The sequence below is a fragment of the Oleiagrimonas soli genome (assembly GCF_000761445.1).
Lineage (GTDB): Bacteria > Pseudomonadota > Gammaproteobacteria > Xanthomonadales > Rhodanobacteraceae > Oleiagrimonas > Oleiagrimonas soli.
In genome coordinates, this window is record NZ_KN196470.1 from 2,987,761 (window position 1) to 3,002,012 (window position 14,252).

14 protein-coding genes are annotated in these 14,252 nt (G+C 66.9%); 1 reads left to right on the forward strand and 13 read right to left on the reverse strand.

The features are described from left to right. The 7 genes from trpC to panE form a co-directional block, all read right to left on the reverse strand. Positions 1–792 (reverse strand): indole-3-glycerol phosphate synthase TrpC, encoded by a 792-nt coding sequence (gene trpC, locus LF63_RS13365; protein ID WP_043102592.1) that lies wholly within the window; start codon positions 790–792, stop codon positions 1–3. Between the two features lie 77 nt (positions 793–869). Further along, entirely contained in the window at positions 870–1,904 is a 1,035-nt protein-coding gene (gene trpD / locus LF63_RS13370; RefSeq protein ID WP_043102594.1) for an anthranilate phosphoribosyltransferase, read from the reverse strand. Positions 1,905–1,929: 25 nt separating this feature from the next. After that, a complete protein-coding gene (locus tag LF63_RS13375) occupies positions 1,930–2,529 on the reverse strand; it encodes an anthranilate synthase component II (protein WP_043102596.1) in 600 nt (199 codons plus the stop codon). A 94-nt stretch (positions 2,530–2,623) separates the two neighbouring features. Beyond that, complete coding sequence (locus LF63_RS13380; RefSeq protein WP_043102597.1) at positions 2,624–4,768, reverse strand: TonB-dependent copper receptor; 2,145 nt, start codon at positions 4,766–4,768, stop codon at positions 2,624–2,626. A 69-nt stretch (positions 4,769–4,837) separates the two neighbouring features. Next, positions 4,838–5,176 carry a DUF2946 family protein gene (locus LF63_RS15340; protein WP_052395100.1) on the reverse strand — a complete coding sequence of 113 codons (339 nt, stop codon included), beginning with the start codon at positions 5,174–5,176 and terminating at the stop codon, positions 4,838–4,840. Between the two features lie 128 nt (positions 5,177–5,304). After that, positions 5,305–6,333, reverse strand: coding sequence for a 2-dehydropantoate 2-reductase (locus tag LF63_RS13390; protein WP_043102598.1), 1,029 nt, complete (start codon positions 6,331–6,333; stop codon positions 5,305–5,307). 67 nt (positions 6,334–6,400) lie between these two features. Beyond that, positions 6,401–7,330, reverse strand: coding sequence for a 2-dehydropantoate 2-reductase (gene panE, locus LF63_RS13395; RefSeq protein WP_043102599.1), 930 nt, complete (start codon positions 7,328–7,330; stop codon positions 6,401–6,403). Between the two features lie 143 nt (positions 7,331–7,473). On the opposite strand from panE, the gene LF63_RS13400 reads away from it, so the two are divergent. After that, entirely contained in the window at positions 7,474–8,538 is a 1,065-nt protein-coding gene (locus tag LF63_RS13400; RefSeq protein WP_043102601.1) for an aminopeptidase, read from the forward strand. 4 nt (positions 8,539–8,542) lie between these two features. Here the strand turns inward: LF63_RS13400 and LF63_RS13405 are convergent, their stop codons facing one another. The 6 genes from LF63_RS13405 to LF63_RS13430 form a co-directional block, all read right to left on the reverse strand. After that, on the reverse strand, positions 8,543–8,938 hold the full coding sequence (locus LF63_RS13405) for a hypothetical protein (RefSeq protein WP_152569338.1): 396 nt from the start codon (positions 8,936–8,938) through the stop codon (positions 8,543–8,545). A 301-nt stretch (positions 8,939–9,239) separates the two neighbouring features. Beyond that, positions 9,240–9,542, reverse strand: a complete 303-nt coding sequence (locus LF63_RS13410) for a hypothetical protein (RefSeq protein WP_043102605.1) — start codon at positions 9,540–9,542, stop codon at positions 9,240–9,242. Positions 9,543–9,552: 10 nt separating this feature from the next. Then, a complete protein-coding gene (locus LF63_RS13415) occupies positions 9,553–9,876 on the reverse strand; it encodes a YbjQ family protein (RefSeq protein ID WP_043102607.1) in 324 nt (107 codons plus the stop codon). An 87-nt stretch (positions 9,877–9,963) separates the two neighbouring features. Continuing rightward, positions 9,964–10,737 (reverse strand): SIMPL domain-containing protein, encoded by a 774-nt coding sequence (locus LF63_RS13420; protein ID WP_043102609.1) that lies wholly within the window; start codon positions 10,735–10,737, stop codon positions 9,964–9,966. Positions 10,738–10,768: 31 nt separating this feature from the next. After that, the gene (trpE, locus tag LF63_RS13425; RefSeq protein WP_043103919.1) at positions 10,769–12,244 is read right to left on the reverse strand and encodes an anthranilate synthase component I; all 1,476 of its coding nucleotides are present in this window, start codon (positions 12,242–12,244) and stop codon (positions 10,769–10,771) included. 144 nt (positions 12,245–12,388) lie between these two features. Further along, positions 12,389–14,158 (reverse strand): peptide-N4-asparagine amidase, encoded by a 1,770-nt coding sequence (locus LF63_RS13430; protein ID WP_052395104.1) that lies wholly within the window; start codon positions 14,156–14,158, stop codon positions 12,389–12,391. Between the last annotated feature and the right edge of the window lie 94 nt (positions 14,159–14,252).

Below are 14,252 nucleotides of genomic sequence, written 5' to 3' on the forward strand. Positions count from 1 at the left end.
TCAGCTGAAGAACAGCCGCTTCAGTTCCGCACCCGGATCGTCGGCGCGCATGAACGCCTCGCCGACCAGAAAGCCCTCGATGCCCGCGTCGCGCAGCTGTTCGACGTCCTCGGGCGAACGGATGCCGCTTTCGGTGACCAGCACGCGGTCGTAGGGCACGTAGTCGCGCAGATCCATCGAAGTGTCGAGCGAGGTCTTGAAGGTGCGCAGGTTGCGATTGTTGATGCCGATCAGCGACGCCGGCACCGCCAGCGCGCGATCCAGCTCGTCGATGTTGTGCACTTCCACCAGCACGTCCATGTTGAGCTGTGCGGCCAGCAAGGTCAGCTCCAGCAGGGCATCGTCCTCCAGCGCGGCGACGATCAGCAGAATGCAGTCGGCGCCGATGGTGCGCGCCTCGTACACCTGATACGGCGCGACGATGAAATCCTTGCGCAGGACCGGCAGATCGCAGGCTTCGCGCGCCGCTTTGAGGAAGGCCTCGCTGCCCTGGAAGAAATCCTTGTCGGTCAGCACCGACAGGCAGGCGGCGCCGGCCTTGGCGTAGGCCTTGGCGATCTTGGCCGGATCGAAGTCGTTGCGGATCACGCCCTTGCTCGGGCTGGCCTTCTTCACTTCGGCGATCACCGCCGGATCGCCGGCGTCGATGCGCGCTTCCATCGCCGCGGCGAAACCGCGCGTCTCCGGAAGGTCGGCGCACCGCGCCGCCAGTTCTTCGAGCGGCACCTGGGCCTCGCGCTCGGCGATCTCCTCGGTCTTGCGGGCGAGAATGCGATGCAGGATGTCGGACATGGGTCGAAAGGGGTGTGGAGGAAAGTCGACTCGGTTTGCATCTTAACGGCAAACGCCGCACTTGTTGCACCTCGGAATCAGGCTTCCGCGAGACGTTTGGTCGCAGCCACGAAATCGAGCATCTTGCGCTCGGCCGCACCGCTCTCGATGGCCTCGCGCGCGGCGTGGATACCGCTGTCGATGCTGTCCGCGCTGCCGGCCGTGTACAGCGCCGCACCGGCGTTGAGCTGCACGATGTCGCGCGCCACGCCCGGCGTGCCGGCGAGTACCTCGTGCACCATGCGCATCGATTCCTCGGCGCTCTCCACGCGCAGATTGCGGCTGGACGCCATCGCCAGGCCGTATTCCTCCGGCTCGATCTCGTATTCGCGCACCACGCCGTCGCGCAGCTCGCCGACCTTGGTGGTCGCGCCCAGGGAAATCTCGTCCAAGCCGTCGCGGCCATACACCACCAGCGCGCGCCATACGCCCAGACGTTCGAGCACGCGCACCTGGATGCCGACCAGATCCTCGTGGAACACGCCCATCAGGATGTTCGGCGCGCCGGCCGGATTGGTCAGCGGGCCGAGGATGTTGAACAGCGTGCGCACGCCCATTTCCTTGCGCACCGGCGCGACGACCTTCATCGCCGGATGATGATTCGGCGCGTACATGAAGCCGATGCCGGTCTCGTCCAGGCAGTCTGCGACCTGTTTGGGCGTCAGATCGATGCGCGCGCCCAGCGATTCCAGCAGGTCCGCGCTGCCCGACTTCGACGACACGCTGCGGCCACCATGCTTGGCTACCTTGGCGCCTGCCGCGGCCGCCACGAACATCGCCGTGGTGGAAATGTTGAAGCTCGACGCGCCGTCGCCGCCGGTGCCGACGATGTCGACCAGGTGCTCGGTGCCGCGCGCCGGCACCGGCGTCGACAGCTCGCGCATCACGCGCGCCGCACCGGTGATCTCGCCGATGGTCTCCTTCTTCACGCGCAGACCGGTCAGGATCGCCGCCGTCATCAGCGGGCTGACCTTGCCGCCCATGATCTGACGCATCAGATCGATCATCTCGTCGTGGAAGATCTCGCGATGCTCGATGGTGCGCTGCAGGGCCTCGTGCGGGGTGAAAGGCATGAATCGACTCCGTTTCGTATCTATTTCAGGCCGCCGCGCGCGGCAGCGGCAAACCGAGGAAGTTTCGCAGCAGATCGTGTCCGTGATGGGTCAGGATCGACTCCGGATGAAATTGCACGCCCTCGACCGGCAGCGTCTTGTGGCGCAGGCCCATGATCTCGTCCAGGCTGCCGTCGGGATTCTCGGTCCAGGCCGTGATCTCCAGGCAATCGGGCACCGCATCGGGCGCGACCACCAGCGAATGGTAGCGCGTAGCCTCCAGCGGGTCCGGCAGCCCGGCGAATACGCCCTGGCCGCGATGGCGCACCGGCGAAGTCTTGCCGTGCATGATCTGCTTGGCGCGCACCACCTTGCCGCCGTAGATCTGGCCGATCGACTGGTGCCCGAGGCACACGCCGAAGATCGGAATCTCCGCGCCGAGCTGTTCGATCGCCGCCAGCGACACGCCGGCGTCGTCGGGCGTGCCCGGCCCCGGCGAAATCATGATGTGCGAGGGCTTGAGCGCACGGATGCCGTCGACATCGAGCGCATCGTTGCGCACCACCTTCACCGGCTGTCCCAGTTCGCCCAGGTACTGCACCAGGTTCCAGGTGAAACTGTCGTAGTTGTCGATCATCAACAGCACGGAGCATGTCCTCGCATGGAGCGGCACGGGCGCCGCCAGGGCGCCCTATTGTGACGGCCGCATGCGCTGCCGTCACCTGACCGCTGGTCATGAGCTACAGGTGCGCGGCCAGCTTGATCCACGCCGTGCGCCCGGGTTCGTTCACCCGAACGGTGTCGATGTAGCCCGCCAGTTCCACCGACGCCGCGTTGACGTGCTCGGCGTAGGTGCGATTGAACACGTTGTCGATGCCCGCGCTGAGCGTCAGCGCGTCGCTGAGACGAACGCCGCCGTTGAGCGAGAACACGGCAAAACCGGGCGTCGGACCGAGGTCCTGGCCGACGATGTTGCCCTCGCCCACCGCCACGCGATGCTGTGCGACCACGCCACGCCACAGGCCGCCGACCGACCACTTCCCGGTGTCGTAGGTCAGGCCCAGCTTCAGGTCCAGCGGCGGCATCTGCGGCAACGGACGATGCTCGGTACGGTCGGCGCCCCAGGCGTAGGCCAGCGTGGCGTCGAGCTTCCAGCGCTTCGTCAGCGCGTGGGTGAACCCGGCCTCGCCGCCGGCGATGCGCGCGTCGACGTTGCGCACCGCACCGGCAGTCATGCCCGTGGGGTAATGGATCAGTATGAAATCCGCGATCGCGCCGTAGTAGCCCGACACCCACGCCTTGGTGCGCGCATCGCGGTATTGCAGGCCGATGTCGAGCTGCGTCGTGCGTTCCGGACGCGTGTCGAGGAACGCGCTCAGCGAGGTGTCGACGTGCTGTCCGAACAGCTCCCAGTAGTCGGGAAAGCGCTCGACGTGGCCGATGCCGGCATAGAAGGTCGCGGGCGCGGATGCCAGATCGCGCTCGTAGCTCACGAAGCCCGACGGCAGCGTGTCGCTGCGGCTGGCGGCGACGTCGGCGGACGTGCTCGACATGCCGCCGCTCATGCCCATGCCGGAGGACATGCCGCCCATGCCCGATGCCATCGCGTCGTCCGCCAGGTGGTAACCATGCGCACGTGCGCGGTCCAGGCGCGCGCCGGTAATCAGTCGCTGCCGTTCCGAGAGCGTCCAGTGCAATTCGGCAAATGCTCCCGCCGTCTCGATGCGGGCATCGCGCACGCGCGGCAGGTTCTTGTAATAGTGCATGCTGCCTGGCGGACCGCCGTTGCGCGCGCTGTGCACGTTGCCGGAGCCGTCCACGCCCGCGGTCAGACGCACGTCGTCGCCCCACGCGAACGTGCCGGCGACGCGGCCGCCGACCGTGCGCCGGTCGACATTGCTGGCCATCGCCATCGGCATCCTGCTGTTCGGGTCCGGATGGCGCAGAGTGAAATTATCCATCACGTGATCGGCGTAGTTCGTGTACGCGCGGGCATCGAGCTTGACGAAGTGCGTGCCCAGGTTTTCGCGCACCACGTGCAGCGCCGCGCTCTTGCGCAGGAACTGCGCACCGTCCATGCCGCTGAACGCGTACGCGGCCTGCCCGTTGCCGCGTCCGGCGGTCAGCTCCACGCGGGTGTCGTCGTCGGGCGTCCAGCCCAGCGTGGTGTCGACGTTCCAGCGCTCGTAGCGGCTGTGCACGCGGCGGCCGGAGCCGTCCTCGTAGTCGCCGGCGTGGGTGTGGTTGGCGTCGACTTCCAGATAGCCCAGCGGCGTGCCGGCGCGGAAATCGGCCATCTGGTCGTTGCGGCCGCGCGTGCCGCCGAGCAGGCTACCGTCGAACGACCAGCCGGGCGCGTCGTAGCGCTCGTGCTCGCGCTGGAACAGCACCGTGCCGGCCGAGTTGCCCGGGCCGTAGAGCACGGTTTCCGGACCCTTGATGATGGTCACCTTGTCGTACAGCTCGGGGGCGATGTAGGCCGTCGGCGGGTCCATGCGCGACGGACAGCCGCCGGCGATCTGGCCGCCGTCAACCAGGATGTTCAGGCGCGAACCGGCCATGCCGCGCAGCATCGGGTCGCCGTTGCTGCCGCCCTTGCGGATGGTGTCGAAGCCGGGAACGGTCTTCAGCAGGTCCGCGCCATCGCTGGCCGGCACCGGCTGATGCGCGGCCTTCGGATCGAGCGTCACGGTCAGCGGCGCATCCTGCATCGGCGCGGTCACGACCACGGGCTGCAGCGCCTGGGCGTGGTCGCCTGCAGTCTTGTGCTTGTCGGGCTGGGTGGCCGCCGCCGAGGCGGCCGACGGAAAGACGAGGGCCAGCGCGATGCCGGCCGCGAGCATGCGGCGCGCGCGGACGCGCTCGTTGGAAACGAGAAGATTCATGGATTCATCCTGCAAACAATACGCATCGCCGCCCGCGGCCGAAGACCGCGCGCGGAGTGGAGACGGGCGTCAGGCGTGCGCCTGCGGCGGTCCCCGTGGATGCGAAGCGAGGATGGAATGCGGCGTGTCGGCGAGGGGCGCCGGACCGGCCGGCGGCAGCGGCGGCAGCGGCGCCTCCAGCACCAACGCGGGCGGCACGCTGACCTGCAGCGGGATATGGCAGAACAGGCCGCAATAGGCGCACGCATCGAGCGGCGCGCCATGCGGCTGCCGATGCCCTTCGGATGCCGGGTGCGTCGTCGCCGATCCGCAGTCGACCGCCATGGACATCGGCGGCATCAACGCACGCGAGACCACCGGCGCGACCGCGGTCAGCGCGAACGCCACCAGGCCGAGCCAGGCCAGCAAGCGGAATGGTCGACGCGAAAAGATCAAGCAACGAGCCCCGTGAAACCCCATGCCGCGCACATGCACGGACGGTGCAAGCATGGCACGGGCCGTCGCCGCGCACCTGCGGCATCGCGTCGCGAAGGCGCTCAGCGTGCCGACGCTGCAGCCCGCAATGCGCCCCAGAGTTCCTCGCGCGACCAGATGCGGCGATCGCCCTGCTCGGCCGCGTGCACCAGAGCCACCAGCTTCGCGTTGGCCGGCGCGCGCATGCCGTGCTGCTCGGCCAGCCGTACGACTTCGCCGTTGATATGTTCGATCTCCGTGCGTCGGCCCGCGGCCAGATCGTCCCAGGTCGAGGAACGCGCCAACGGATCGATGGCCAGCATGCGCTGCGCCAGCAAGCCGAACACCGCGTCCGGCGCACGCAGCAGGGACGGCAGCCAACGCGCTGGCAGCGGCGTCAGACGCGCAGGACGGATGCCCGCCGCCTTCAGCGCACGCAATGCCTCATCCTGCAGCAACGCCAGGCAGCGTCGGTACGCGCGCAGCGCCAGTTCTTCGCGCAGGGGAAGATCGGACAGCGCGTTGACGCCATTGTTGAGGTTCAGCAGCAGCTTGGCCCACTGCACTTCGCGCATGTCGTCACGCAAGATCATCGGCAGACCGCAGGCCGCGAAGCGCTCGACGTACGGCTCCAACGCGGGATGCCGTTCAGCCATCAGCGTGCCCGCCGAAGCGCGGTGCAATCGACCGTGACCGCGATGCAGCACGTTGAACGGCACCATGCCCGCCAGCACCGTCTGCGCCGGCAACGCCTCGCGCAACACGGCAACGTTGCGCAGACCATTCTGCAGACTCAGCACCACCGCATCCTTACGCAACACCGGCGCCAGGGCGCGCGCCACTTCCGGCGTGTCATCGGATTTCACCGTGACCAATACCAGCCGCGCCGCGCTCGCAGCGGCGATGTCGGTGACGAAGTCCAATTCCTGCGGTGCTCGCTCGACCGAACCGCCCTCCAGATCGGTCAGGCGCATGCCGTGCGCGGCGATCACCGCACGCACACGCTCGCGACCGATCAGGCGTACCCGTGCATGCGTGCCCAGATGCCCGCCCACGAAGCAGCCGATGCTGCCAGCGCCGATGACGGCGACCTCGGGATACGGCTCATTCATGACAGGTGTGTTCGTTGCGTGGAGGCGCAGCGTATCGCAGCACCGTCGCCGCGCGCTGCGGCCGGCGTCATTTGCCCTTCGTCACTCGCTCGCGTCGCGCCTCGTACGCCCGCACGTGCAGATGCGCCGCGCGCAGCACCGGGTAGGCGGCTTCGCCGCCGCGTCGCAGCAGGTCGCCGAGGATGTGGTCGCCCTCGGTGCGGCTGCCGGTTTCCACATCGCGCAGCATCGAGGCCATCAGCATCGAATCGGCGTCACTGAGCATCTTGCGCACGCGCGCTGCCGCAGCCTCGCTCGGCACATGCCCGCAATGGCCGGCGATGGCGATGCATTCCTCCAGCAATTTCAGCGACAGGTCGCCCGCACCGGCGGCGATGATGTCGCCCACCGAGGCGCGCATCAGGCAGGTGATGCCGGCGACACTGGCGATCAGCACCCATTTTTCCCACATGTCCTGGCGGATATCGTCACTCAAGCGCGCATCGAAACCGGCATCGGCCAGCACGTGCAGCACGGCGGCGGTCGAAGGCGCGTTCGCGGCGTCCAGCTCACCGAACACCATGGTGTGCACGGGCGCGAAATGCTGAATCCGGCCATCGGCATCCAGCGCCGCCGAGATCAGACACAGGCCGCCGAGCACGGCCGCATCGCCGAACCGTTCGCGCAGCACATCCAGATGCCGCATGCCGTTGAGCAAGGGCAGGATGCGCGTATCGGGCCCCACCGCCGGGGCGAAGGCCTCCATCGCGCTGTCGAGATCGTAGGACTTGCAGCTGAGCAGGATCAGATCGAACGTCCTATCCAGCGCATCTGCCGTCACCGTCGGCGGCGCGGGAAGATCGAGATTGCCGACCGGACTGCGCACGCGCAGGCCCCTCTCGGCCAGCAAGCGCGCACGCTTCGGACGCACCAGAAACGTCACGTCGCGACCGGCCGCCAGCAGCCTGCCGCCGAAATAGCCGCCCGTCCCGCCTGCGCCGATGACCAGGATCTTCATGTTCGCTTCCTACTGTTTGCCACGCGCACACCATACCCCTTCGCGGCGGGGATCGGTCGAACGAAGACGCATCCAGATGCCGATGACGAGAGGACGGCGGCACACCCGAAGCGCATGAGCGCGCTTTATCGGACAATGGCGTCATGCTCCGTCTGCTGCGCACTGTGCTGATTCTGTCGCTCCTGCTGCCTCTCGGCGGCTGCTACTACCTGCACCTGGCCAGCGGCGAGACGCGCCTGCTGATGCGTCGCGAGCCGATCCGCAAGGTCATCGACGCGCCGACCACCGACCCGGCGCTGAAGGCGCGTCTGACCCTGGCGCTGCGCGCCCGCGCTTTCGCCTCCGACCGGCTGGACCTGCCGCGCAACCGCAGCTACACCCTGTACGCCGACATCGGCCGTCCGTTCGTGATGTACAACGTGTTCGCCACGCCGCCGCTGTCGATGCGGCCGATCACGCACTGCTTTCCGATCGCCGGCTGCGTGGCCTATCGCGGCTACTACGACAAGACTCGCGCCGAGGCCGAAGCCAGACGCATGCGCGCCAAAGGCGATGACGTCTACATCGGCGGTGTGCCCGCCTACTCCACGCTGGGCCACTTCGCCGATCCGGTGCTGTCGAGCATGAACCGCTGGAGCGACGACGAACTGGTCGGCACGATTTTCCACGAACTCGCGCACCAGAAGCTGTACCTGAAGGGCGACACGGCCTTCAACGAGGCCTACGCCACCTTCGTGCAGCGCGAAGGGCTGCGCGAGTGGCATGCCGCCGAACACCTCGCGCCGTCCGATCCCGGCGCGGCACAGCGATCGGTGCGCTTCACGCAGCTGGTGCTGGCCACACGCGAGCGCCTGTCCGCGCTGTACGCCAGCGACCGCAGCGATGCCGAGAAACTGCGCTTGAAACAGGCGGCGTTCGCCGATCTGCGCGCGCAGTACCGCGCCCTGCGCGAAGGCCCCTGGCGCGATCACGACGACTACGACGCCTGGATGGCGCAACCGCTCAACAACGCCACCCTACTACCGTTTGCGCTCTACGACCGCGACGTGCCCGCCTTCGCTGCCCTGTTCGCGCAAGTCCATCGCAGCTGGCCAGCCTTCTTCCAGGCTGTGCGCAGACTGTCGGTATTGCCCGCGAAGGCGCGCCACGCCCGACTCGCCGCGCTGCGCACATCCGAAACAACGGAGCCGACACAGTCGAGTCCTTGAGACTTCAGCTGCGCAATGCCTCGCAGATGCCGGGCCACCGCGCGGCAAGACGGTGCGTCACGAAGAACGTGACCGCCAGCAGCAGAAGCGGCGCAATCAACCACGCGTAGCCGCCGAAGAACCAGGCGCCCGCAACCAACGGCGAAGCGTATGCATGCCCACTGTCCTGCCGCACCGGTGCCACATGGGTCGCATACAGCTCCAGCGGCAGCACGACGGCGAAGAACAACAGCATGAGCACGCCATAGGACAGACTGGCCACCGTGCCCACGAACCACGCGCGGCGAGGCATCCGTCGGCGGTGTCGCCATGCGATCCAGGTCGGCCACAGGATGGGCATCCACGCCATCAGGCCATAGAACATCACAAACAGCATGAGCCAATAACCGCTGTCAGACATGGCGACCATCACCTGAGCCCAACCTCGGTAACACCGCATGTCTCGAATGCATGATCAGGCATCGAACTCCTCCCACAAGCGACCAGACCGAATCACCTTGCAGTGATAGCACGCGCTGCTCTCGCCCTCGTGGTTGTACCAGGAGTGGCTACCGCCAGCGGCCTCGCAATCCTCTCCCTTGCCACAGAGACCGCCCTCGATAAAAAACCAGGGCAAATGCCTCCGTATCGCCGTTCTCCAGCGATAAGGCGACGGCTTCCCTGTCGTGCTCACGAAGGCTCTGCGCCAGAATGCATGGCGATCAACGCTGCTGTGGGTCGACGGCCACGTAGTGACGCTCCGCCGTGCGCGGATCGAAGTAGACCGCCGTGGTGACACCGGTCTCGGGATCAACGAAGCGCTCGCCGGTGTCCTGCCAGTGCGACTCGATGCGCGTCGGCCCGATGCGCTTGTAACGCCAGCGCTCGAACGCCACGCCCGCGCCCAGCACCAGCGCGCCATACAGTAGCCACGGCAGCGCATGCAGACCGTGTCCTGTCAGCAGTGCTGCGAGTGCGCCAAGCAGGCACAACACGCCGAGCGTGAGCAAGACGGTGCGCAACATGACCGCGTCCTCAGGCGTCCGGCTCGAGCACCACCGCGGTGCCGTAGGCGACGATCTCGCTCATGGTCTGGCCGATCTCCGAAGAGTCGTAGCGCATCATCACCACCGCGTTCGCGCCCATCGCCGAGGCATTGGTGACCAGGCGATCCAGCGCATGCCGGCGCGCCTCTTCCAGCAGCGAGGTGTATTCGTGAATCTCGCCGCCCGCCAGGGACCGCAGGCCAGCCATGATGTTGCCGCCGATGCCGCGGCTGCGCACAACCACGCCGAATACCTGCCCTTTCACTTCGCGCACCCGTTTGCCGGGGACGTTTTCGGTGGTGACGACCAGCATGTCCGTTCTCCTGTCTCTTAATCGTCACGACAGACCGTTCGAGTCAGCTCGAACAGTCATCAACACGACAATCAAAGCGATGGATCATTAATTCTTCGGAGCAATCAGATACACCGCATACATGTTCTGGCTCAGCTCAATCGTCCCCGTGCGCAGGGCTGTGGGCACGGCTTTCACATCCATGGATGCCAATGCTGGGCCACGCCCTACTGGCGGCGGTGGCGGAGCATTCCCGCTACCCGTAGGGCCTACATCCCAACTTCCAGCCTGAACACCGTAACTAAAATCTGGAGCGACCTCCGAAATACTGTACACGCCCGTGATCTGCATGCCGTAGGCCTTTGCCAGCGCACGTGCCGCAACCTTGGAGTTGGCTATGGCCTGCGTACGCAATGTCATCATCCGTTGGGCCTGATCGCTGCGGCCCACTCGTGTCGCTTGCACCAGGACTTCCTTGCTCGCGGGAAGGTCGCTGATGAAGCCCTGCAGTCGCTTCAGGCTATCGAATGTGACCGACACGTTGCGATCGACTTCGGTCCCCTTGTGGACCTGCTCGCCATCCTTGTAGCTGGTCGCTTCGCTCATCGACAGACTGCTGGCACGCGTGAGGTGCTTGATGGCCCCATGCGCGTCAATGGACTTGAACAATGCAAGCACATGCCGCTCCACGGCGACCCGGGCCTTTCCAGGCGAAGGGTCGATCACCGTCACCTGAATATCGACCGTAAAGCGGTCCGGGACGTAGCGTCCTTCGGCATGCCCTTTGACCAGCAGATGCGGCGCGTCCGGCAAGGTATGAACCTGCGCTTGCGCCACGGCCGGCAACACTAGCGCCGCCAGCACGAACATCCATCGTTTCATCGTCGCTCCCTCCCCGGGTAATGCGACGAAGCTACAACCCTTCGGCCGCCTGCGCCACTGCGCGGAACAGGGCGCGACCCTTGTTCATGGTCTCTTCCCACTCGGCGGCCGGATCGGAGTCGTAGACGATGCCGGCGCCGGCCTGCACGTGCAGGCGACCGTCGTGGATGACCGCGGTGCGGATGGCGATGGCGGTGTCGGCGTCGCCCCACCAGCCGATCCAGCCGATCGCGCCGGCGTAGATGTTGCGCTTGTACGGTTCCAGCTCCTGGATGATCTCCAGCGCGCGGATCTTCGGCGCGCCGCTGAGGGTGCCCGCCGGGAACGCAGCCTTGAGCACATCCATGTAGCCGATGCCGTCGCGCACCGTGCCCTGGACCTCCGAGACGATGTGCATGACGTGCGAATAGCGCTCGATGCTGAAGGCGTCGGACACCTGCACGCTGCCGTCGACGCTGACGCGGCCGACGTCGTTGCGACCCAGGTCGATCAGCATGACGTGCTCGGCGCACTCCTTCGGATCGGCCAGCAGCTCGGCTTCCAACGCTTTGTCCTCTTCATCCGTGGCACCGCGCTTGCGGGTGCCGGCCAGCGGACGCACCACCACCTTGCCGTCCTTCAACCGCGCCAGGATCTCCGGCGAGGAGCCGACGATCTGCGTCGCGCCGAGGTCCAGAAAGTACATGTACGGCGACGGGTTCAGCGCGCGCAGCGCGCGGTAGACGTCGACCGGTCGCGCGTGGAACGGTACCGATAGCCGCTGCGATGGCACCACCTGGAAGATGTCGCCGGCGCGGATGTATTCCTTGGCCGTCTCCACCATCGCCTCGAACTCGGCGCGGGTGAACGAGGACTTGAAGTCGCTCTCGGCCAGCGGCTCGGGATGCAGGTTCTCCGGGTAGGTCGAACCGGAATGACGCAGACGGAAGGTCAACTCCTCCAGCCGCCGCTGCGCGCGCGCCCACGCCTGCGGCTGCGCCGGATCGGCGTGCACGATCAGGTACAGGCGGCCCTTGAGGCTGTCGAACACCGCCAGTTCCTCGGCCAGCATCAGCAGCACATCGGGCGTGCCCAGTTCGTCGGGGCGGTCCCACTGAGCCAGGCGCGGCTCGATGTAGCCGATGGTCTCGAAGCCGAAGTAGCCGACCAGGCCGCCGGTGAACGCCGGCAGGTCAGGAAGCTTCGGCACATCGTAGCTCTTGCGCAGCGCCTCGATCTCGGCCAGCGGATCGTCCAGCTCGCGCGTCTCGACCACCTCGCCGAAGTCCTCGACTTCCAGCGTGTTCGCGCGCAGCTTGAACACGCGCTTGGCCGGCAGGCCGATGATCGAGTAGCGGCCCCAGTTCTCGCCGCCCTCCACCGACTCGAACAGGAAGGTGTACGGGCCGTCGGCGAGCTTCTGGTACACCGACAGCGGCGTGTCGAGATCGGACAACACTTCGCGCACCACGGGGATGCGGGTGTGGCCGGCGGCGGCGAGCGCGTTGAATTCGTCCTGGGTGATCACGGGCATGGCATGGCAGGGAATCGGTCGCGGCAAGATAGCAGGCCGCGCCGGTGCGGGGACAGCAGCAGGCGGCATAAGCGTGCCGCCTGCCGCCTCCGCGCTTCCGCCATCCAGGCAGTGGAAGCGCAGTCCCGCGTCAGAGGCTCACCAGCGCCACAACGCATCCTCGTTGCCGATCACGAAGCCGCCGCCCAGATTCATGAGCGGCGTCCAGTTGTAGCGATTGTGGCCGCCGCAACCCTCGCCGTCCGTCACGTCCAGCAGGTCGTAGGTATCGCTGGTCAGACGGCGGTCGAAGCACTGTCCGAGGCTGTTGTCGTAATGGACGTGCTGCGCGCCGGTCCACGGCGACACGCTGGTCAGGTTGCCCGACGCATCGAAGTTGTACTGCACTGCCGGCGTCACCTCGTTGTGCAGGTGATCGCGGAACAGCACGTGCCCGGCCTGCTCGCTGCGCCGCGTGCGGTCGAAGGACTGATCGACCTGCATCGCCAGCCGTTCCAGACCGTCGCTGCCGACGTAGTCGTTGTAGTCGAAGTACAGCGGGAAGGCGATCGTGCGCGTGGTGGTACGCGTCGGGCCGAGGCCGTCGACCTGCGTGGTCACGTGCACCTGCGTGTGCTGGTCCAGGGTCTGCCGATACTGCGTGTCGGAGATGGTGAAGTCCTGCACGCTGGAGAACGCCATCTGCTGATGCACCTGCGTATCGACGCGGCCGCGCGAAGTCATCACGTAACCGGCGAGACTGAAATCACGCGCCGAGGTGGTGGTCACGCGCGTCTGCGTGTCGCTCAGCGTCTCGATGTCGTCCTGCTGCGCGGGATCGGCCTCGAGCGTGTTGCGCGTCAGCGCGCCGGTCACGATCTTGCGCACCGGGTCGCGATAGATCAGCAGGTTCGCGGCCATCGAAAAATGATCGCCGGTGTTGGTCACGCCCAGGGTGACGGCGTGCGGCTGGCCGTCGTCGAGCTGCGCCGCGAACGGCGTCAGGTTGACCCGGAACGGGCGGAAATCCAGCGTCTGCACGCCCGGTATCGGGCGCCACAATGCGGGACTGACGCCGCCGGTGTAGATCCACGGATACACCGGCGCCACGCCGGCCGGCTGACCGTCGATGTAGACCATCGTCTGACGGAAGCCGGAGCCGCCACAGGTATACAGCTCGTCGGCCACGACATCCGGCACGCAGAATGGCCAGAACTCGTCCGAGGCCTGGCTCTGCGCGTACACGTCCATGTAGATCGCCACCATGTTGCGCGGCAGGTCCAGCGTGCGGCCGACCTGCGGCGCACCGGGGCTGACCGACATGGTGTCGCCGTCCGGGTTGGACGACAGCGGCACGATCATGTCCGGCGTTTTCGGCGCGGGCCCGGGATAGAACACCAGCTTGGCGCTACCGCTGATGATGCCCGTGTAGGTGCTGTTGACGACGTTGCCGAGGATGCTGCGGCCCGACTGCGGCTGACGCAGCAGCGCGCTGTAGTCGGTCAGATCGCGCTGAATCTGCCAGTGCGGGCTGATGTTCGAGGACGGTTCCTGCGTGGTGCCGAAGTAGATGTTGACGCCGCCCAGCCACAGGCTCGCGGTGCGGTCGAACTGGCGTCCGGCGGTCACCGACCAGTCCATCACCAGCACCACGCGCGCCCACGGCCCGCGGCAACGCGCGGGCGGCGTGTAATCGAAGGACTTGGGCGTGAAATTGGCGAACGGCACGTCGGAGAACAGCGGCACCACGCACGGTCGCGTCGGCGGCGTGGGCACGTCGGGCAGCGCGGTGACCGCGCCGGTCTCGCCCAGCAGCGGCGGGGGCGATGCGTCCGACGACGCGCCTGCGGCCCATGCGGCGCCGGCCAGAGAACAGGAAAAAAGGAATACCGCTGCCATGCGCAGCGGAGCGGACAGACACAGCCTCATGGCGATCCCTCCATGTTTCGAAGCGCGCGATCGCGCATGCGTCGAGGACTTCGACGCATGCGGATGCGCGGGATGCGAGACCGCCCCTGTCCAG